Source organism: Arthrobacter ramosus, assembly GCF_039535095.1.
In the GTDB taxonomy this organism is placed as follows: Bacteria; Actinomycetota; Actinomycetes; order Actinomycetales; family Micrococcaceae; genus Arthrobacter; species Arthrobacter ramosus.
In genome coordinates, this window is sequence record NZ_BAAAWN010000001.1 from 1153905 (window position 1) to 1174374 (window position 20470).

The 20470-nt window shown below is 65.1% G+C and carries 13 protein-coding genes and 1 pseudogene; 8 read left to right on the forward strand and 6 right to left on the reverse strand.

The genetic code is table 11. From position 1 onward, the window contains the following. Positions 1-49: 49 nt before the first annotated feature. A complete protein-coding gene (gene hemL / locus ABD742_RS05545; protein WP_234748262.1) occupies positions 50-1372 on the forward strand; it encodes a glutamate-1-semialdehyde 2,1-aminomutase in 1323 nt (440 codons plus the stop codon). A 60-nt stretch (positions 1373-1432) separates the two neighbouring features. Next, the gene (locus ABD742_RS05550; RefSeq protein WP_234748261.1) at positions 1433-2743 is read left to right on the forward strand and encodes a glycoside hydrolase family 3 N-terminal domain-containing protein; all 1311 of its coding nucleotides are present in this window, start codon (positions 1433-1435) and stop codon (positions 2741-2743) included. Positions 2744-2852: 109 nt separating this feature from the next. Here ABD742_RS05550 and ABD742_RS05555 read toward each other — a convergent pair whose 3' ends face one another. The 4 genes from ABD742_RS05555 to ABD742_RS05570 form a co-directional block, all read right to left on the reverse strand. Beyond that, the gene (locus tag ABD742_RS05555; RefSeq protein ID WP_234748260.1) at positions 2853-3590 is read right to left on the reverse strand and encodes an amino acid ABC transporter ATP-binding protein; all 738 of its coding nucleotides are present in this window, start codon (positions 3588-3590) and stop codon (positions 2853-2855) included. Then, positions 3587-4360 carry an amino acid ABC transporter permease gene (locus ABD742_RS05560; protein WP_234748259.1) on the reverse strand — a complete coding sequence of 258 codons (774 nt, stop codon included), beginning with the start codon at positions 4358-4360 and terminating at the stop codon, positions 3587-3589. The genes ABD742_RS05555 and ABD742_RS05560 overlap by 4 nt, the downstream gene beginning before the upstream one ends. A 12-nt stretch (positions 4361-4372) precedes the next feature. Beyond that, on the reverse strand, positions 4373-5326 hold the full coding sequence (locus tag ABD742_RS05565; protein ID WP_234748258.1) for an ABC transporter substrate-binding protein: 954 nt from the start codon (positions 5324-5326) through the stop codon (positions 4373-4375). Between the two features lie 356 nt (positions 5327-5682). Beyond that, positions 5683-6393, reverse strand: a complete 711-nt coding sequence (locus ABD742_RS05570; RefSeq protein WP_234748257.1) for a 3'-5' exonuclease — start codon at positions 6391-6393, stop codon at positions 5683-5685. An 88-nt stretch (positions 6394-6481) separates the two neighbouring features. On the opposite strand from ABD742_RS05570, the gene ABD742_RS05575 reads away from it, so the two are divergent. The 3 genes and pseudogenes from ABD742_RS05575 (at position 6482) to ABD742_RS05585 (ending at position 13789) form a co-directional block, all read left to right on the forward strand. Further along, on the forward strand, positions 6482-6898 hold the full coding sequence (locus tag ABD742_RS05575) for an MGMT family protein (RefSeq protein ID WP_234748254.1): 417 nt from the start codon (positions 6482-6484) through the stop codon (positions 6896-6898). 98 nt (positions 6899-6996) lie between these two features. Next, a pseudogene (locus tag ABD742_RS05580) lies at positions 6997-10262 on the forward strand (ATP-dependent helicase). Next, entirely contained in the window at positions 10259-13789 is a 3531-nt protein-coding gene (locus ABD742_RS05585) for an ATP-dependent helicase (protein ID WP_234748248.1), read from the forward strand. The pseudogene ABD742_RS05580 and the gene ABD742_RS05585 overlap by 4 nt, the downstream one beginning before the upstream one ends. 34 nt (positions 13790-13823) lie before the next feature. On the opposite strand, the gene ABD742_RS05590 is transcribed toward ABD742_RS05585, so the two are convergent. Further along, entirely contained in the window at positions 13824-15059 is a 1236-nt protein-coding gene (locus tag ABD742_RS05590) for a macrolide 2'-phosphotransferase (protein ID WP_234748246.1), read from the reverse strand. Positions 15060-15202: 143 nt separating this feature from the next. Here ABD742_RS05590 and nudC point away from each other — a divergent pair, with 143 nt between their 5' ends. From nudC to ABD742_RS05605, 3 genes are read left to right on the forward strand one after another with little or no spacing between them, the layout of a single operon-like run. Continuing rightward, positions 15203-16189 carry an NAD(+) diphosphatase gene (gene nudC / locus ABD742_RS05595; RefSeq protein ID WP_234748242.1) on the forward strand — a complete coding sequence of 329 codons (987 nt, stop codon included), beginning with the start codon at positions 15203-15205 and terminating at the stop codon, positions 16187-16189. After that, positions 16186-18318 (forward strand): ATP-dependent DNA helicase UvrD2, encoded by a 2133-nt coding sequence (locus ABD742_RS05600; protein ID WP_234748241.1) that lies wholly within the window; start codon positions 16186-16188, stop codon positions 18316-18318. The genes nudC and ABD742_RS05600 overlap by 4 nt, the downstream gene beginning before the upstream one ends. Then, complete coding sequence (locus ABD742_RS05605; RefSeq protein WP_234748238.1) at positions 18318-18947, forward strand: M48 metallopeptidase family protein; 630 nt, start codon at positions 18318-18320, stop codon at positions 18945-18947. Before ABD742_RS05600 ends, ABD742_RS05605 begins: the two co-directional genes overlap by 1 nt. Positions 18948-18962: 15 nt before the next feature. Here the strand turns inward: ABD742_RS05605 and ABD742_RS05610 are convergent, their stop codons facing one another. Next, positions 18963-20408 carry a zinc-dependent metalloprotease gene (locus ABD742_RS05610; RefSeq protein ID WP_234748236.1) on the reverse strand — a complete coding sequence of 482 codons (1446 nt, stop codon included), beginning with the start codon at positions 20406-20408 and terminating at the stop codon, positions 18963-18965. Positions 20409-20470: the final 62 nt, after the last annotated feature.

Here is a 20470-nt window from a genome sequence, read left to right on the forward strand (position 1 = left end):
GCCCTTGCCGGCGCCTGAACCGCCCCGAATCCCTGAAAGAATAGGCACCATGACTTCAAACACCCCTGTCTCCGACCAGCTGTTCGACCGCGCCCGCTCCCTGATGCCAGGCGGCGTCAACTCCCCGGTGCGCGCCTTCGGTTCCGTCGGCGGCACCCCGAAGTTCATGGTTTCGGCGCAGGGTCCATACCTGACCGACGCGGACGGCCGCGAATACGTCGACCTCGTCTGCTCATGGGGCCCGGCCCTGCTGGGTCACGCGCACCCGGCAGTCCTCGACGCCGTCCACGCCGCCGTCGACCGCGGCTTGTCCTTTGGCGCCTCCACGCCCGATGAGGCAAACCTCGCCGCGATCGTCAAGGAACGCGTGTCCGCCGTCGAACGCATCCGCATGGTGTCCACGGGCACCGAGGCCACCATGACGGCCGTACGCTTGGCCCGTGGGTTCATCGGCCGCAACCTGATCGTGAAGTTCGCCGGCTGCTACCACGGCCACCTCGATGGACTGCTCGCCGCGGCTGGCTCGGGCCTTGCGACCATGGCTCTGCCCGGTTCCGCCGGTGTCACCGAAGCTGCCGCCGCTGAAACCCTCGTCCTGCCGTACAACGACCTCGACGCGGTGGAAGCCGCTTTCGCTGCGCACGGCAACAACATCGCTGCCGTCATCACCGAAGCCGCTCCCGCCAACATGGGCGTCGTCACGCCGAACGAAGGCTTCAACGCAGGCCTGTCCCGCATCACCCGCGAACACGGCGCGCTGTTGATCCTGGACGAGGTGCTCACCGGCTTCCGCACCGGTTACGCGGGCTACTGGGGCCTCACGGGCCGCCAGGAAGGCTGGACGCCGGACCTGCTGACCTTCGGCAAAGTCATCGGCGGCGGCATGCCGACGGCGGCGCTCGGCGGGCGTGCCGACGTCATGGATTACCTTGCGCCCCTTGGCCCGGTGTACCAAGCAGGAACCTTGTCCGGGAACCCGGTGGCAATGGCCGCCGGCGTCGCCACCCTGACGCTCGCGACGCCCGAGGTCTACAGCTTCGTGGATGCCCGCTCGCTGGAACTCTCGGCGGCGCTCTCATCGGCGCTGGACACCGCCGGCGTGGACCACTCGATCCAGCGCGCAGGGAACCTCTTCTCCGTGGCCTTCGGCACTTCGGCCAACGGCGTCCACAACTACGCCGACGCCCAGGCCCAAGACGTCTTCCGCTACGCACCGTTCTTCCATTCCATGTTGGATTCCGGCGTCTACTTGCCGCCGTCGGTCTTCGAGGCATGGTTCCTGTCGGCCGCCCACGACGACGCCGCGATGAACCGGATCTTCGACGCGCTCCCTGCAGCAGCCAAGGCGGCAGCGGAGGCCACCGCGTTGTAACGGCGCTTTCCGATGTTTGCAGCCTGTTCCTTGCACGCACCGCCGGGCCGGGAGCAGGCTGTGGGCAACGATCGAATCGACAAGGCGATGATTTATCTGCTCAAGCCGTCCAGAATTTCACTGCTCGTCCTCTTCGCCCTGATGGCCGGGGCATTTGCCGGCATTGCGCATGCCGACGCGCCTGACCGCGGGGTCTCGGCCGTCGGAGACCCGCCCCCGGCGCCAAGTACTCCCCGGGCCGCCCCAGCGCCTGGGTTCTCCGACTCTCCGTCCGGGGGATCGCCGGATGTTTCTGCAACGCCAACCCGGCCTGCTGATCCGCCGCCGCCTCCGCACCCGACGCCGGAACAGCGGCTCGCGGGCCTGACCCTGGAACAAAGGGTAGGGCAGCTGTTCATGGTGGCGGCCAAGGCCGACGGAAGCGATTCGAGCGCAGTGGCTGATCTCCTGAACAGCCACGTGGGCAACATCTACTTGGCCGGACGCAGCCAAGCAGGTGTTGCGGCAACGGCATCGGTTGTGGCAAAGCTGAGGGCGGCCATTTCGCCGGCCTCGAGCCGTGGCTTGCCGCTGTCCGTCGCGACGGACCAGGAAGGCGGCTCCGTTCAAGTCCTCAGGGGACCTGGATTCCTGCCTATTCCCGCAGCCTTGGACCAGGGCAATTCGAGCCCCGAACAACTACGCGCCGACGCCCGGAACTGGGGGTCCGAACTCTTGCAGGCCGGAGTGAATGTTGATCTGGCGCCCGTACTGGACACGGTTCCCAGCCCCGAATTTGCGCCCTCGAACAAGCCCATTGGGGCGTTCAAGCGTGAATACGGCTTCACCCCGGCTGCGGTGTCCGAGCAAGGTAACGCGATGGCGGCCGGACTGCGGGACGCAGGGGTGGCTCCGGTGGTCAAGCACTTCCCAGGAATGGGGCGCGTAAGCCTGAACACTGACGTCAGCGCGAACGTCCACGACGCCGAAACCACCCGGACGGATCCCTACCTGATGCCTTTCAAGGTCGCGATCGAGGGCGGACTCCGGTGGGTCATGATTTCGAACGCCTACTACGACAAGATCGATCCCGACCATGTGGCGCCGTTTTCATCGGTGATCATGCGCACCATGTTGCGGACAGACGCAGGATTCACCGGCATCATCGTGTCTGATGACCTTTGCAACGCCGTGCAACTGTCGCCTTGGAGCATGGGGGATAGAGCAGCGAATTTCATCGGAGCGGGCGGCACCATGGTTTTATGCGCAGACACTGCTTCAGTTCCGGCGATGTACGCCCAGGTCCTGCAACGGGCGCAGACCGATCCTGGATTCCGCAATTCAGTAGACGCCGCGGCCCTGACAGTTCTTCAAGTGAAGGCAGGGCAGTAAAGCGGACGCGGACGGCCGATCGCGGCCGGACGCAGAAAATCCCCGGCATCCGGACGATTCACCACCGTGGGTGGTTTGTCCGGAAGCCGGGGATCCTCGTTGTTAAGGCCTAGAGCACGTCCGAAAGGAAGCCCTTCAGGCGCTCGGTCCGCGGCTCGGTGAAGAGTTGTTCCGGCGATCCGGTCTCTACGACGACGCCTGCGTCCATGAACGTCACGGTGTCGGACACGTTCCTTGAGAAGCCCATTTCGTGGGTTACCACCACCATGGTCATGCCGCCCTTGGCCAGGTCGGTCATGAGCGCGAGCACGCCCTTGACCAGTTCAGGGTCCAGGGCCGATGTTGCCTCGTCGAAGAACATGACCTCGGGCTTCATGGCAAGCGCGCGGGCAATGGCCACTCGCTGCTGTTGCCCGCCGGAGAGGTTGGCTGGCCGGGCGTCGGCCTTGTGCTTGAGCCCTACGAGGTCCAGTTGGGCCAAGGCATCTTCGCGTGCCTGCTCCTTGGACATGCCACGGAGCTTCCGCAGGGCGAGGGAGACATTTTCCACCACGGTCTTGTGCGGAAACAGGTTGAACTGCTGGAAAACCATGCCGATTCGCCGTCGCAGTTCATCCGGGTTGTCCTTAAGCACCGAACGGCCGTCCAGCAGTATGTCGCCCTGGGCGGGTTCGATCAGCCGGTTCATGACCCTCAGCAACGTGGATTTTCCCGAGCCGGAGGGGCCGATCACGGAAGCAGTTGCGCCCTTCTCGACGTGCAGGTCGATGCCGCGCAGGACATGGTTGGACCCGAAGGACAAATGGATGTTTTTAGCCGTCAGTGTTCCTGAAGCGAACTCGCTCATGCCTGGGCTCCCTTCCCGACGACGGCGGCTGCCTCGTCGGGTTCTTTCTTTTCCGGTCGGCCTGTCCTCAGACGGCGGTCAATCCAGTTCACGAAATGCGTCAACGGAATGGTCAGCGCGAGGTAGAAGATTGCCGCCGCTACATAGGGCGACAGGTTTCCGCTGGTGGAGGCCGCATCCTTGCCGATCTGGAAGATCTCGCGCTCCGAGGCCACCAAGCCAAGGAGGAAGACCAGCGACGACTCCTTGATCAACGCAATGAACTGGTTGACCAGCGCCGGCAGGACCCGCCGGACGCCCTGGGGAACCACCACAAGCCGCATGGCGGGGCCGTAGCCGAACCCCAGGGCACGTGTTGCCTCAAGCTGACCCTTGTCAACACTCTGGATACCGGAACGGAAGATCTCGCCGATGTACGCCGCCGACATCAGGGACAGCGCCGCGACGGCCAACGGATACGGGCTCGTGGAGCCGCTCAGCTGGCGGATGATCGGGCCGAAGCCGAGGCCGATCACCAGGATGGTGAGGACGGGAGGCAGCCCACGAAGGATATCGGTGTATACGCGGGCTATCCACCGGGCCACGGGGTTCCGGGAGATCCCCATCAAGGCGAGCGCCATGCCGAGCACCGTTCCGATCACGCCGGAGGTGACGGCCAAGACAATGGTATTCGGCAAGCCGACCGCGAACATCTTGGGGATGACTTCGCCTATCGCCTTCCAATCGAGGAAGGTCTCGCCGAGTTGCTTGAGGATTTCCTGGAGATCCATGGAACGCCTGGGTTACTTGGCCGGAATCTGGACGGCCTTGCTGCCCGGCTTCCAGCCCTGCGGGGTCTGCTCCGCCGTGGTCGGGCGGTCCTTGTACCACTCGGCCGTCAGCTTGGTCCAGGTACCGTCTGCGATCACGGCATCGAGGCCGGAGTTGAGGGCATCGATCAGAGGCTGGTTGTCCTTGTTCACGGCCCAGGCAGTGAAGTTCTGGGTGTTGACGACCTTTTCGGCGATCTTGGTGTTGTCGCCGTCCTTGACCTGGCCGGTTGCCTGCTGCGACGGGGCGACCCAGGCGTCAACCTGGCCGCTCTTCACGTTGGCGTAGACCGTGTTGTAGTCCGGGAAGCGGACGGGCTCAAGCTTGAGAGTGTTGGTGACGTAGTCGTCCTGGACGGTGCCCTGGACGACGCCGATGCGGACGTCGGACTTCAGGTCCGCGAAGCCCTTGATCTTGGAGTCGGACTTGGTCACGACGGCCATGTAGCCGAAGTCGTAGCCATTGGTGAAGCCGACCGTCTCGCGGCGCTTGTCCGTGGTGGAGATCGAGGAGGATCCGACGTCGAACTGCTTGTTCTTGACCTGGGAGAGCAGCGCGGAGAAGTCAGTGGAGGCGAATTCGACCTTGAGGCCCAGCTTGGCGCCAACGGCGCGCAGGAGCTCGTTGTCATAGCCGGTGAACTTGCCAGAGGGATCGATGAAGATGTTCGGCGGGGCGTCCGAGAGCGTGCCGACCCTGATCGTGCCGTCGGTGATGAGGCCCAGCTTGGACTTGTCGATCTTGTCCACCGGAGTGACGTCCTTGGTGGTGTACTTGTCGAGCGTCTTCTGGTCGCTGCCCTGGAGGGCGTCGGTCGGCGAGGCGCTGCCGGTGCTGCCCGCTCCGCCACTGCAGGCGGCCAGGGACACGGCGAGAACTGCAGCCACGGGGACAGCAGAGAACCACTTCAGGGCTTTGATTTTCATCAAGCAAATCACTTTCATCGGGGAACACGCGTTCGTATCGAGACGGGCGGGGAACGCAGCCAAAGCAGGTTTGGGCCGCAATATCAGAACTCGACCCGCCAAACTTAATTATGTCATCCGTCTATTCAGCGATAAATTGACGGCGATAAGACGTGCGATTCCCGGAAAATCCGAATTAAATTCAGCATTCGATGGAATTTGTCCCTGAAGTGCCGCACCCTCCGGCGTCGATGGGGAATTTGTGACTGACGTCCAGCTGGCCTTCAGGCACCAGCTGCCATGTGACGTGCGTCCCATCATGCGGACACTGGAAAAGCGTCCGGTCCGTGGACGGGCGCTTTGAAAGTCCCGACGCTTTAGAAGTCTCCGCGGCTCGCATCTTCCGGCGGAAGAACCGGCCAATTGCCTTCGATGACGGCTGTTGGCTTTGTCTTGCGCAGGTAGCTCTGGAAATCGGCAGCCTGTGCAGCCGCCCAATCAACCTGGAGCTGGTGCAGCTTGGAAGCGGGCATCTGCAGCTTCGGGAATTTGCCGGCCATGGCATCAAGGACGCGCAGGGTGGCGAGGGCGTCTGCGGCGGAGGTGTGGGCGTTATCGAGGTTAACGCCGTACTCCTCGCACAGCGCGGTCAGGGTCCGCTTGCCCTTGCGGTAGCGGTCGACCTGCTTGTTCATGACGTAGGGGTCAAGCACGGGGAAACGGCTCAGTTGGGGCACGCCGTAGCGGGCGGATTCGGCCGCCAGGACCGTGAAGTCATAGCTGGCATTGAACGCAATGACCGGCACGCCGTCGTCGAACAGTTCCTGGAGCGCTGCCGCGACTTCGCGCGTCACGTCTGCGGCCGGACGGCCCTCGGCCCTCGCCTTTTCCGTGGTGATGCCGTGGATCTCGCTGGCCTCCAAGGGGATCTCCACCCCAGGATCAGCCAACCATTCGAGTTCCTTGATGATGCCGCCGTCGTCGTCCACTACCGTGACGGAAGCGGTGACGATCCTCGCGGAACGGGAGTTCCGTCCGGTGGTCTCAAGGTCGAACGCGGCGCGGGGGAGGGTGTTCCAGGAGCTCATGCTTCAACGCTACCGGCGCCCTACGACAAGAACCGGACCGACACTCCTTCTGTGCCGATCCGGCGGCCCGTGCCGATAGGCTGGTGGCATGCGGATGGAGTTTGTGACGGCGGTGCTGGCCGTCGTGGATCTCATGCCGCCCGGCGTTGCCGTGTCCTACGGGGATGTTGCCGAGCTTCTGGGCTCGGGCGGTCCCCGGCAGATCGGATCGGTCATGAGCCATCACGGGAGCACGGTGGCTTGGTGGCGCGTACTGCGTGCAAGCGGCGAAGCTCCCCCAGGCCTTGAGTCGGAAGCGCTGCACCACTACTTGGACGAGGGAACGCCGCTGCACGGCGCCTACGCAGAGTATCTGCGCACTGGCGAGGGCCGCTGGCGGGTTGACCTGGCCCTGGCCCGGTGGGCTCCGACGGACCTCGACTTCGACAGTATCGACGCGATCTCTGAGCAACTCGAGCGTCAGCTCCATAAATTGTCGGTACCCGATGATGAAATGACCGTGTGAGTCCAACACCGACACCTCAAGCAACAACGCTGGAAGCAACAACACCGCCGCGGCAGGCACAATCGCGGCAGGCACAGTCGCGGCAGGCGCCCGCGCGGTTGCGCCTGCTTCCTCCGCGCGAGGTCCACTACGCAGCCCCGGAGCTGTCCGCCGACCAGTCCGCCGTCGTCGGGCTCCCGCACGGATCCGGGCCGGTTCTGATACCGGGGGCGCCGGGAACCGGGAAGTCCACTGTGCTCGTGGAAACCGCCGTCCGGCGGGTTCAGCGTGACGGTGTGGATCCGGAACGGATCCTGGTTCTCGCACCCGGCCGGCATGCAGCGTCGGCGTTGCGGGACACCTTTACGGGGCGGCTGGACCGCAGCTTGAGTACGACGCCGGCGCGCACCTGGGCGTCATACGCTTTCGATCTGATCCGTCGAGCCAAAGCCGAGGGCGTGCTGCCGCTTCAGCGGCCGCCCAAGTTGCTCTCGGGGCCGGAGCAGGACCTCATCATCAAGGAACTGCTGGAGGGGCACGCCCGGCCGGGTTTTGAACTTCCTTGGCCACAGGACTTGTCCGCGGCATTGCCCACCCGGGTTTCCGGCAGGAGATCCGGCAGCTCTTCGACCGGATCATCGAATCCGGCCGCACTGCGGAAGATCTCACGTCGCTTGCCTACGAATGCGGCAGACCGGACTGGATTGCTGCCGCAGACCTCTATTCGGAGTACCGGGATGTCCTGGACCTGCGCATGCCGGAGGCCTTTGACCCGGCAGGAATCATTACCGCGGCGCGCCAGATCTTCCAGGACTCACCCGGATTCCTGGCCGCAGAGCGCGAGCGGCTGCAGTTGATCCTGGTGGACGACGTCCAAGAGGCAAACCCCGCCGTGTTTGAACTGCTCGCGGACATCGCAGAAGGAAAGGACGTCTTGGTGGCGTCTTCCCCGGACACCGTGGTCCAAGGGTTCCGCGGTGCCCGGCCCGACCTTGTCGCCGAACTGCCGCGGCTTCTCGGCGGCCTTGCGGGTACCGTGCGGGAGCTTCCCCTATGGCACACTCACCGGCACCTCCCGGACGTCGCAAAAGCGTGGACAGGCGTGGCTGCGCGTATCTCGCAGCGTGCGGGAGGCCAGTTGGCCCGGCGTCTGGACCCACTGCCTGCATCGGCGGAGGAGGCTCGTTCCGGAGGCAGTCAGGCCGCGGGCCGGGTGGAAGCACATGTCCTTCCCTCCACAGTCCACGAATTACGCTACGTGGCACAACGCATCCTTGAAGCACAGCTGCGCGAGAACCACGAGTTCGGCGACATCGCTGTGATCGTGCGCAACGGTGGGCAATTGGCCCAACTGCAGCGCTATCTGAGCGGTCAAGGAATCCCGGTCCGCGTCCCCGTCGCGGATTCCGCTGTCCGCGACGAAGTGGCTGTTCGTCCCCTGCTTGAGGTGTACGGCGTGGTGCTGGATGCCGCCAAGCTGACGCCTGAGTCTGCGGTCTCCCTTCTCACGTCGAGGATCGGCGGGGCTACAGCCATCGAGTTGCGCCGCCTTCGGCAATCCCTGCGCCGGGAGGAACTGTTGGGCGGTGGTGGACGGTCCAGCGATGCCTTGCTGGTCGAAGCGCTGCTGGAGCCGGGGGCGCTGGGGTCTTTGGGTATCGAGGGTAGCTCGGCACGGCGTTTGGCCCGCATGATCGCGGCGGGACGCCTCGCTGCCGCCGAACCCGGAGCCAACGCGGAGACGGTGTTGTGGGCATTGTGGCAAGCCACCGGTCTGGCTTCGCGCTGGACGGAAATGGCGCTCGACGGCGGCGCGGCCGGCGCCCGCGCGGACCGGGACCTCGACGCCATGATGGCCCTGTTCCACACCGCCGAGCGCTATGTCGACCAGCTCCCCGGCTCCGGACCCGAACAGTTCCTGGAGTATCTGCTCAGCCAGGAACTCCCCATGGACACCCTTGCCGCCAGGGCCCAGTTGGAGGAAGCAGTGGAGCTCATGACGCCGGCCAGCGCAGCCGGGCGGGAATGGGCCGTGGTCATCGTCGCGGGCCTCCAGGAGGGCGTCTGGCCCAACACCAGGCTCCGGGGTGAACTCCTCGGCAGTACTTTGTTTGCCGATGCGGTGGAGCACGGAGTTGAACACGCCTTGCAGCGCGGGCCCCTCAGCAGACTGCGGGATATCCGCTACGACGAACTGCGGAGCTTCTCCACGGCCGTTTCGCGTGCCCGGGAAGTCCTCATCTGCACGGCGGTTTCTTCCGAAGACGAGCAGCAATCGGCCTTTCTCGACTACGTGGCGCCTTTGGAACCGGGACAGTACCAACGCGAGTACACGCCAGTAGGCCGGCCCATGACCCTGCGTGCCTTGGTGGCCGAGCTGCGGCAGCGCGTCCAGCCGGACGACGCCGCGCTTGCCCGCCCGGGCGTGGCCGAGGATGCCGCCGAAGCTGCGCGCGTGCTGGCACACCTCGCCACCGCAGAGCCCGCAGTGCCGGGCGCGCATCCGGACTCCTGGTGGGGATTGGCGCCGCTCAGCAGCGAGGAACCGGTGGTCCCGGAGCAAGGCACCGTGTTCGTTTCTCCTTCGAAGGTGGAAACTGTGCACAAATCGCCGTTGGACTGGTTTGTCCAGGCGGCCGGAGGCGAAGCCGCTACCGACTTCGCCCGCAGCCTGGGCACCTTGGTCCATGCGATTGCCCAGGAGTTGCCCGATGCCTCTGGCGCCGAGTATGTCACCGAGCTCGTGCGTCGCTGGCCCACACTGGGCATGAAGGACAACTGGGAGGGCAGGCTGGACTTCCAACGAGCAGAGCAGATGGTCCGGAAACTCGCCCAATACGTCCTTGTCATGCGGAGCGAAGGCCGAACCCTGGCCGGGGTCGAAGCGGACTTCGAGGTTCGCCTTCCGGAGGTGCGCCTGGGCCACGTTGCCGAGGATTCCGATGCTGTCCGGAACGCCGTGCTTCGGGGACAAGTGGATCGTTTGGAAATAGACGCAGAGGGCAGGCTGGTGATTGTCGACCTCAAGACGGGCAAACGCCAGCCGGGCAAAGCCGAACTCGCCAGGCACCCCCAGCTCGGTGCGTATCAGGCGGCCGTCTTGCACGGGGCATTCCAGGATCTGCCTGTTCCGGGGCTTGTTCCCGGCGGTGCCGTGCTGGCACAGCTGGGGACCAAGACAAAGACGCCAGCGGTCCAAGTGCAGGAGCCCCTGGACCCGGGAGACAACTGGGCACAGGACCTTGTCAAGGAGGCCGCCGTGCTCATGGCCGGAGCAAGCTTCGAAGCGCGTCACGATCCCTCAAAAGGCAGCCATGGAGGCCACGGCTGCCGACTGCCCGATATTTGCCCATTGTGCGCCAGGGGAAAGCAGGTCACGGAATGACCGTCCAGACACTCGCAGAAACCGAGGCCGGAGACGCTGCCGAAGATGCCACGGTATTGCCGGAACCTCGGTTCTCGCCCGGCGAATTGGCCGATATCCTCGGCGAACGGAACCGCCCCACGGAAGAGCAATCCGCCATTATTGCGTCACCGTTGACCCCCCGGCTGGTCATCGCCGGCGCCGGATCCGGGAAAACCGCAACCATGGCGGACCGTGTGGTGTGGCTCGTGGCGAACGGATGGGTTCGCCCCGAAGAGGTCCTTGGCGTCACCTTCACCCGGAAAGCGGCAGGAGAGCTGGCCAGCCGTATCCGCGCCAAATTGGCCACCCTGCAACGCATAGCGTCCTCGGACAACGGGCAGTACGGCTTCCCGGAGGGCGTTGCAGGCTCCGATGAGCTTGAACCCAAAGTGTCCACCTACCACTCCTACTCCAGCGGGATCGTATCCGACTACGGCCTGCGCCTGGGTATCGAGCGCGATGTGGTGCTGCTCGGCGGCGCCCAGGCCTGGCAGCTTGCGAGTGAAGTGGTCGAAGCGTACGACGGCGACTATGAGCACTTCACCGCGGCCAAGTCCACGTTGGTCAACGCCGTGATGCAGTTGGCCGGCGAGTGCGCCGAACACTTGCGCGAACCCGCCGAGGTTCAGCACTGGTTGATGGACCGGGTGTCCGAATTCGCGCAATTGACCTATCTGTCCGCCGCGAAAAAGAACCCGAGCCAAGCTGCCGGCGATCTCGGCGCCATGTTGCGGACCAGGGCCAGCGTCGCAGACATGGTGGGGCGTTACCAAGAGGCCAAGAGGAATCGCGGCGTCCTCGACTTCGGCGACCTCGTTGCCCTCGCCGCGAAGATTGCCCAGGACATACCCTTGGCGGCTGCCACGGAGCGGGCCCGCTACAAGGTGGTGCTGTTGGATGAATTCCAGGACACCTCGCACGCGCAGCTGGTCCTGTTCTCCCGACTGTTCGGGGGAGGGCACGCAGTGACGGCGGTGGGAGATCCCAACCAATCCATCTATGGGTTCAGGGGTGCTTCGGCCGGCCAACTATTCCACTTTGTCCAGGAATTTCCCGTCCGGGTGGAAGACAGCTTTGGAACGGCATCCCTGGCCACCGCGCCCACCTCGTACCTGACCACTGCCTGGCGGAACGGGCGCAGCATCCTGGCCGCCGCCAATGTCATTTCCGCCCCCCTCAATAAGGCCGCCGCGAATGACGGAGCCCCGGGCTCCAGGGCCGAAGACAGTTCCGTTGCAGTACCGCCGCTACAGCCGAGCCCCGCAGCCGTGGACGGCAATGTCGTTCTCGGACGATTTGCCACCGACGAAGACGAAGCCGCAGCGATTGGGAGGGACGTCCGCCGCTACCGGCGCACAGTCTTTGAAACTGCGGCTGACGGTACGCCGGTTTCCCCCACCATGGCAGTACTTTGCCGCCGTCGGGCACAGATGGAGTGCTTGCGGCGTGAATTCGAGGTCCAAGGGATCCCGTACGAAATAGTCGGCCTCGGCGGTCTCCTCGACACCCCGGAAGTAGTGGATCTCGTGGCTGCGCTCCGGGTCCTCGCCGATCCCGGCCGTTCCGATGCCCTGATGCGTTTGCTGGCAGGTGCCCGGTGGAGGATCGGAACCGCTGATCTGATGGCATTCCGCGACTGGTCCCAGTTCCTGGCCAGGCGGCGATCCCACGGCGGTGCGGGAACCAGCGATGCGGGGGACGATGCGTCCAGCGCTGACGAAAGCCCGCTGGAGACGGTCGTGGAGAGCGACATTACCGATGCGGCCAGCCTTGTGGAAGCGCTGGACTTCCTGCCACGCCCAGGGTGGACTTCCGGCCATGGACGCTCCCTCAGCGCGGCGGCCTTGGACCGTCTTGGCCGGCTGTCTGCGGAACTTCGGAACTTGCGGGGGTTCATCGGAGACGATCTGACCACGCTGATCGGCGAGGTGGAACGTGCCATGCTGCTGGACATCGAGGTCGCTGCCAAGCCCGGGACGAGCATCCATCAGGCCCGCCGGAACCTGGACGCATTCCATGATGCCGCGGCGGGCTTCCTGCAGACTTCGCAGCGCGTGGATCTTTTGGCTTTCCTGGGATGGCTTGAAGCGGCCGCATCAGAAGAAGGCGGACTGGACATGGCCGACGCCGAGGTGAACCACGAAGCCGTGCAATTACTGACAGTCCACGCCTCCAAAGGCTTGGAATGGGACGTTGTCTTCGTCCCCGGTCTCAACGCCGGGGCGTTCCCGAGCAACCGGGACTCCCGGTGGAGCAGCGGTACCGCGGCCCTGCCATGGCCCCTCCGTGGCGACAGGGCGGATCTCCCCCAATGGGACCTGGACCAGCCGGACCAAAAGGGCTGGCTGGACGCCGAAAAGGACTTCAAATCGGAGGTCCAGCACCACGGCGAGGCTGAAGAGCGGCGCCTCGCCTACGTTGCCTATACGCGCGCAAAGTTCGTCCTGTGGGCATCGAGCGCCGCGTGGAATGGTTCCCGGGCAGGCATTGCCGAGACGTCACCTTTCCTTGCCGAGCTGGCAGGCCTTGCTGGTGAGGCAGGCAACGGCGCCGGCGGAGCATCGGCCGCTGCCATTCACCCTCAGTCCCTCAGCGAAGACGCGCTGCCCACTGAGAGCCCCCTGACCGTCGGCACCGAGGTGGCGACCTTTCCCTATGATCCGCTCGAAGGTCCCAGCGATCCCCGCACGGGGGAACGGCTCCGCTTGGTACCGGGGCGGCGGGCCGCCATGGAGGCGGCAGCAACCCGGGTCAGGGACGCCGTCGAGGCACTGCGGACGGATTCGCCGCTCGTCATCGATGCTTCGCCGACGTCCCTCCGCGGGGCGGCAGCCGGCTGGGCCGCCGAAGCTGAGCTGTTGTTGGAACGGCAGCTGCGGCGGAAACCCGTCCAGGACGTCCATTTGCCCGGGCACATCTCGGCATCGATGTTCGTCGACCTGGGAGACGACCCCACGGCGGTCCTGGCCCAGCTCCGGCGCCCGGTGCCCCGCCAACCCGGGATCTCGGCACGCAAAGGCACCGCCTTCCATTCCTGGGTGGAGGAATACTACGGAACCACCGGCATGCTCGATCTCGACGAAGCGCCCGGCTCTGACTCCCACATCGACGAAGCCTATGGACTTGACGACATGGTGGCGACGTTTAGCAATTCAGAATGGGCACACCGGTCCCCGGCCTTCGTCGAAGTTCCCGTGGAAACAAGGATCGGGGACGTCGTGGTGCGAGGACGGATTGACGCGGTCTTCAAAGACGCCGATGGCACATGGGAACTGGTGGACTGGAAAACGGGCAAGCGCCCGGCCGGCAGGCAACTCAAGACCCGCGCCGTGCAACTGGCCGTCTACCGGCTGGCATGGGCGCGCCTCAAGGGTGTGCCGTTGGAGCAAGTGAGTGCAGCGTTCTACTACGTTGCCGATGACGCTGTCGTGAGGCCCCACGACCTGGGCACGGCCGAAGAACTGGAGAAGATCATCGCTTCCGCGCTGGGCAGCCGAAACCGATAGGCAGCCGAAACCACGATAGTTAAGCCGGGGCGGCCTAATGGTCCTTGGCGTCCTGTAGCGGCGCGGGCTCCACTATCGGGAGGGCCGTCGTCGAGGTGTCGTCTGCTTCGGACGGCGCCTCCGGCGTCGAGGCGGTCCCGTCTGCTGAATCTCCCACGGGCTCCGGGATGGCCGTAACACTCACCGTGGGCTTTGCTGAGTCGCCCTCCGAGGCCTTGGCTTCCGAAGCCATGACGACTGCCGGTGCTCCCAGCCCGTCCGCAGCGGCAAGCTCCGAAGCGGCAAGCTCTGAAGCCGCAAGGTCTGAAGCTGCAAGCTCCGCAGCGGCGGCTTCGGCCTCCTCGGCTGCCAACGCGTTTTGCTCCTCGATGTCGTCGGCGAGGGATTTGAGCATCGCCTCGGCTTCTGCCGTCATGTCACTGTGACCGGCCGCCAAGGCCTTGACGAGATACTGGGCCAGGGCGAATTCGGCAAGAAGTGCCGAGCGTCGCAGCAGGTGGCTGTCAGGCGTATCCCGCCTGGCTTCCGTGTAGTGCCGCAGTACGGACTCCACGAAGCGCTGTTCGTTTGACGCCACGAGCCAGGCGAAGTCATCGGCGGGATCGCCGATGCGCAGATCGGTCCACCCCGTCACTGCCGTCACGCTGTCGCCGTCGACCAGCAGATTGTCTTCATGGAGGTCGCCGTGGACTACGCACGGGTTGAAGCGCCACAGCGCCACGTCTTCCAGCGCGTGCTCCCAGCGACGCAGCAGGGCGGGCGGAATCTTGCCCGTAGTGGCGGCCTGGTCCAGCTCGTTCAACTTGCGCTGGCGGAACTCGTTGGCCGTGTAGCTGGGAAGATCGGCGTTATTGACGAGGGATTGGGGGAGGTCGTGGACGGCGGCCAGCGCCACACCTATCTCCTTGGCCAACGCATCACTGCAGGTGGACAACTCTTCGATGCTCCGCGTGGCCCCGGCCAAGTGGGCGTAGACAAATGTGCTCAGCGAGCCTTGGCGCACCGTTCCGGCCACAGTGGGCATGAGAAAAGGCAGCTCGGCCCGGATCGCCGGCGCGAAAGCCCGCAGAATCATGAATTCGGTTTCCAGCCGGGCGCTGGCTTCAGGATGGCGCGGCGATCGGACACGCCACCGCTTGCCCTCCGAATCCAGCAGAAGCGCCGAATCGAAATCGGCAGCATCATCCGGGGCGGAGGCGGCAGCCATCGGCGTCAGGCCGGGCACCGCCGCAGTAGCTACAGCGGCCAGTTCGAACGGTGTTCTTCTCACGTCTTCCACGGTAGATTGACAAGCGCCTCTGGCAGCGATGCAGTGCGGCGAGTCTTGAGATCCGCTGGAAAACAGCATCCATGGGCGTGCATCGCCGAAAGATCCAAATGTCAATTGTCGGTGCGAGTCAGTACGGTAGGTACATGAGTTTCACCGAGTTCCAGGCGCCGGCAAACCACCTTATCGATACCGTTCTTCCGGTGCGCCCTGCCATGGTTGACCGCGGATCTGCCGAACGCCTGAAGCCGGGCATGCTTGACCAAGTGATCTCCTCAGGTTCGGCCAAGGCCATGGTGTTGTCGCAGCGCCAAGCCCTCGTAGTGGGTGACAAGCTGTGGCTGGGCGACGCCGCGCCGCTCTTCGAAACCCTTCAAGCCGCCGGTGGACCGCTGACTGCCGTTTATCTCGGCCGGACCCTTGCTGCTTCCTCTGTCGCGGAGCAAACACCCATCGTCCTCTTTGTGCCGACTGAGCCGGTTTCGCCTGGAGCCGCGGGCCTTCCGGCCGACGGCTCCTGGGCGGGATTCCGGGAGGTCGCCGCCCGCCTCGGTGCCATGGACACAGCCTTGTTTGTTGAGGCCAGCGCCATTTCCAATTGGCATGCCACCCATACCCACTGCCCGCAGTGCGGAACTCCCACGGAAATCGAAGCCGGCGGCTGGGTTCGGCGGTGCCCGCGGGACAAGTCGGAGCACTATCCGAGGACCGATCCGGCCATCATCGTCACCGTGGTCGGTTCCGACGGCAGGCTGCTCCTGGGTGGAGGAGGGCCGCTTGACGCCAAGAACTACTCCACGCTGGCCGGCTTCGTTGAGCCCGGGGAATCGCTTGAACAAGCCGTGGTTCGCGAAATCGGGGAAGAAGTGGGTGTGCGGGTCACCGCTTGCCAATACCTTGGCTCGCAGTCGTGGCCGTTTCCGGCCTCGCTTATGCTCGGGTTTACGGCAACAACGGACGACGTCGAGGCCCGGCCCGACGGCGTCGAAGTCACCCGGGCCCGCTGGTTCAGCCGTGCGGAACTCCAGGCAGCCGTGCTCAGCGGCGAGATCACGATCTCAACGAGGCTCTCGATTGCGCGTTCCCTGATCGAGCACTGGTACGGCGGCGTCATCGAGGACCTCCAGCAGTGACAGACGGTATTTTCAGCGACACCGTTTCACTCGAGGACCGGATTCTCGGAGGCCTTGACGCCGAGCAGCGGGAAGTCGCCAGCAACCTTACTGGACCCATGTGCGTCCTCGCCGGAGCGGGTACGGGAAAAACCCGCGCCATTACGCACCGCATTGCCTATGGCGTCCACTCCGGTGTCTACAGCCCGCAGCGCCTCCTGGCCGTCACCTTCACCTCCCGGGCCGCCGCCGAGATGCGAAGCCGCCTGCGGGATCTCGGCGTCGGAAACGTCCAGGCACGCACCTTTCACGCCGCCGCGCTCAGGCAACTGCAGTTCTTCTGGCCGCAGGCGGTCGGTGGCGTCCTGCCGAACTTGCTGGACCACAAGGCGAACATGATCGCCGAAGCCGCGCGGCGGCTCCGGCTGAGTACCGATCGCGCTTCCATCCGTGACCTTGCGGCGGAGATCGAGTGGGCAAAGGTTTCCATGCTGACGCCGGCCAACTACCTTGAGAACGCCCAGGACCGCGGCACTCCGGGAGGTTTCGACCTCACCGCCGTCGCACGGGTTTTCCAGTCTTACGAAGACGTGAAGACGGACCGCAACGTGATCGACTTCGAGGACGTCTTGTTGATCACGGTGGGCATCCTTCAGGAAGACCCGAAAGTGGCAGCTACGGTCCGCGAGCAGTACCGGCACTTTGTGGTGGACGAGTACCAGGACGTTTCGCCGTTGCAACAGCGGCTTCTTGAGCTGTGGCTTGGCGGCCGCGACGAACTCTGCGTGGTGGGCGACTCCAGCCAGACCATCTACTCCTTCACGGGAGCATCTCCCAAGCATCTCCTGGGATTCAAGGGCCATTACCCGTCGGCGACGGTCGTCAAACTGGTTCGTGACTACCGTTCCACGCCTCAAGTGGTGAAGCTCGCCAACGATCTCCTCGGGTCCCGCCGCAGTGGTGGAACGGTTGCCGACGCCGCCTGGGCCAAACCCCTGCAGTTGGTGGCCCAGCGCCCGGCCGGTCCGGAGCCGCGGTTCATGGAATGCCCGGACGACGAGGCCGAGGCGGCAGTGGTCGCAGGCCGGATCCGGGAATTGATCGACGCCGGCACCAAGGCGAGCGAGATCGCCGTGCTCTTCCGCACCAACGGCCAATCGGAAGCGTACGAACAAGCTCTGGCTTCGGCGGGCATCGGCTACCAGCTCCGAGGTGGTGAGCGGTTCTTCGCGCGCAAGGAAGTCCGGGACGCCATCCTGCAGCTGCGCGCCGCCACGCGTGCGGTGGCCGAGGATTCAGCCAAGGAGCCGCTGGGCCAACTGGTCCGGGACATCGTGGCTTCGCTCGGTTACACGGATGCCGCACCGCATAGCGGCGGTGCCCTCCGCGAACGCTGGGAGTCGCTGGCCGCGCTCGTGGCCCTCGCGGACGAGCTCGCCATTAGCCGCGGGCCGGAATTCACGTTGATGGAATTCGTCAACGAACTCCAGGAACGTTCGGTGGCCCAGCACGCCCCGACAGTCCAGGGCGTGACCCTCGCATCGCTGCACGCCGCGAAGGGCCTGGAGTGGGATGCCGTGTTCCTGGTGGGCTTGAGCGAGGGACTTATGCCCATTTCCTTCGCCGACACTCCCGAGAGCGTGGACGAGGAACGCCGCCTGCTCTACGTCGGGATCACGCGGGCACGCGAGCACCTGAACCTGTCCTGGTCCACAGCCCGCACGCCTGGTGGCCGTGCCAACCGCAAGCCTTCGCGCTTCCTCGACGGGCTCCGCCCCGATTCGGTGCTCGGAGCCAGCGCGCGCAGCCGCCCCACGCCACGGCGCAAGGCGGCAGCACCGGCGTCGTGCAGGGTCTGCGGCACGATGCTCGCCACTGGCGCTGAGCGCAAAGTGGGTCGCTGCAGTCAGTGCCCGCCCACGTACGAGGACCAGACCTTTGAGGCTTTGCGGCAGTGGCGCAAGGAAGAGGCCTTGAGCAACGAGGTTCCCGCCTATGTGGTCTTCACGGACGCGACCTTGACCGCCATCGCCGAGGCCCGGCCCGCTTCACTTGAGGAACTGGCGCAACTCGCTGGTGTCGGGCCTTCCAAGCTGGAAAAGTACGGCGAGGCCGTGCTGGCAGTTCTGGTCGAGAACGGGTCTGCGTAGTGCCGCGGATCCCGGGACAGCCCGCTTTGCCGCTGACAACCGACGACGGCGCGCCCGTCGTCGTTCGTCGCTCGGCCCGCCGCCGTCGTACTGTGGCGGCTTTCTGGGAGGACGGAAACGCCGTTGTGGCGATCCCTGCCCACTTCACGAAGGCACAAGAAAGCGAATGGGTCCGGCGGATGCTGGACAAGCTCAAGCGACAGGGGGAGAGGGGCGCCCAGGGAGCCGGCAGGCGGAGGCCCGCGAGCGATGCGGCCCTTGCCGGCCATGCCGCGGAACTGTCCTCAAGGTATCTGGGCGGGCGCGCCATCCCGACGTCGGTCCGCTGGGTCAGCAACCAGAAGTCACGGTGGGGCTCGGCAACTCCGGCGGACGGGACCATCCGGCTTTCGGACAAGCTCCAAGCCATGCCGCAGTGGGTGATCGACTACGTGTTGCTCCACGAACTCGCGCATCTGCTGGTGGCCGGCCACAACTCCGCGTTTTGGCGCTTGCTTGAGGCATACCCCGAAACACAGCGGGCCAAGGCGTTCCTGGAGGGCGTCGCCTTTGCGACGTCGCGGGGGCTAGGACCGGATGAAGAAGGCGCCGACGCACCAGCCGGAGGCTGGGACGCCGACGCCGACTAGGCGTTCACGGAGCGGCTAGGCCTTGGGTTCCCCGGGTTCCGTGCTGTCGGGGGAGTCTCCGTCTTCAGGCTTCGGAGCCTCCGGGCTGGCCTCTGTGTTCTCCTCATCCTTCGGAGCGTCGTAGCCACCTTCAAGGAGCTTCTGCAGCGCATCGTCCACCTCGGTGTCGCTGGCTTCAGCCAAGCGGCGCCGTTCGGTGAAGCCCGCCGGGTCGTCGAGGTCATGCGCCGTGGGGAGCAAATCGGGGTGCTGCCAGATGGCGTCGCGGCCGGCGATTCCACGTTCGTCCTTCAGCACCGCCCACAGCGTGGCAGCTTCGCGCAGGCGCCGCGGGCGCAGCTCGAGTCCCACCAAGGAGGAGAACGCGTGCTCAGCGGGTCCTCCCGTGGCGCGGCGCCTCCGCACTGTCTCGCGGAGTGCGACGGCGGATGGGAGCATATTCTCGGTGGCAGCGGCCGTGAGTTCGTCCACCCAGCCCTCAACCAGCGCCAGTGCGGTTTCGAGTTTCTCCAGGGCAGCCGATTGTTCGGGAGTGCGCTCGGGTGTGAACACCCCCTGGGAGAGGGCTTCTTGAATGCCCTCGGGGTTGCCGGGATCCAGGTCCCGGGCGAGGTCCTCGACGCGGGACAGGTCGATGTGGATGCCGCGTGCATAAGCTTCGATCGCCCCGAGGAGATGGCCTCGCAGCCATGGAACCTGCACGAAGAGCCGGGCATGCGCGGCTTCGCGGACGGCGAGGAACAACCGGACATCATTCTCGGGGACGCTCAGGCCTTCGCCGAACTTCGCCACATTGGCCGGTAGCAATGCCATCTCGAGATCAGCGAGCGGAACGCCGATGTCGGTAGAGCTGACCACCTCGGCGGACAGGGCCCCGATGGCCTGGCCCAGTTGCATGCCGAAGATTGCTCCGCCCATGTTCTGCAACATGGACGAAGTGCCACCCATCATGGCCTTCATTTCTTCCGGCATCTGCTGGGTCAGAGCATCCGAGAGGGCATTGGCGATGCTGTTGGCCACCGGCTCCGTGAGTCGTTTCCACGTCGCGAGGGTGGCTTCCACCCATTCAGCGCGGGACCAGGCGCGGCCGATGAGGCCCGTTGCCTGAAGATCGGTGACCGGATCCAACCAGAGTTCCGCGAGCCGGAGCGCCTCGTCGACTTCGCGGGCCTGCACGGCATTCACCGACGGATCCGTGCCGGCAGCGGCAACACGGCGGGCATTCTCGTGGGCGAGCTGCCAATTGACAGGGCCCTCGGAAGTGGAGCTCATCATGGCCTGCACTTGGGCGAACATTTGCTGCAGCATGTTGGGGTCGTTCGGCAGCCCTGCGGCCTTTGCCAATTCGGCGGGGTCGATATTGCCCATGCCTTGCCCGCCCATCAGGTTCTTCAGCATTTCTGCCAAGGGATCCACGGGTGAATCGTCTCCATTGGGAGGGGTATTCGGGTTGGAGGTCATGGTGCCGCCGATCGTCGGTGTGACTGGTGATCACTTTCAAGGTACCGCGATGCCCCGGGGCT

Excerpts from the sequence above, each read along its gene's own strand:
- nudC (WP_234748242.1), top strand. The coding sequence starts at position 15,203 with ATGAGTTTCACCGAGTTCCAGGCGCCGGCAAACCACCTTATCGATACC.
- ABD742_RS05575 (WP_234748254.1), top strand. The coding sequence starts at position 6,482 with ATGCGGATGGAGTTTGTGACGGCGGTGCTGGCCGTCGTGGATCTCATG.
- ABD742_RS05555 (WP_234748260.1), bottom strand. The coding sequence starts at position 3,590 with ATGAGCGAGTTCGCTTCAGGAACACTGACGGCTAAAAACATCCATTTG.
- ABD742_RS05610 (WP_234748236.1), bottom strand. The coding sequence starts at position 20,408 with ATGACCTCCAACCCGAATACCCCTCCCAATGGAGACGATTCACCCGTG.
- ABD742_RS05570 (WP_234748257.1), bottom strand. The coding sequence starts at position 6,393 with ATGAGCTCCTGGAACACCCTCCCCCGCGCCGCGTTCGACCTTGAGACC.
- hemL (WP_234748262.1), top strand. The coding sequence starts at position 50 with ATGACTTCAAACACCCCTGTCTCCGACCAGCTGTTCGACCGCGCCCGC.
- ABD742_RS05560 (WP_234748259.1), bottom strand. The coding sequence starts at position 4,360 with ATGGATCTCCAGGAAATCCTCAAGCAACTCGGCGAGACCTTCCTCGAT.
- ABD742_RS05565 (WP_234748258.1), bottom strand. The coding sequence starts at position 5,326 with ATGAAAATCAAAGCCCTGAAGTGGTTCTCTGCTGTCCCCGTGGCTGCA.
- ABD742_RS05585 (WP_234748248.1), top strand. The coding sequence starts at position 10,259 with ATGACCGTCCAGACACTCGCAGAAACCGAGGCCGGAGACGCTGCCGAA.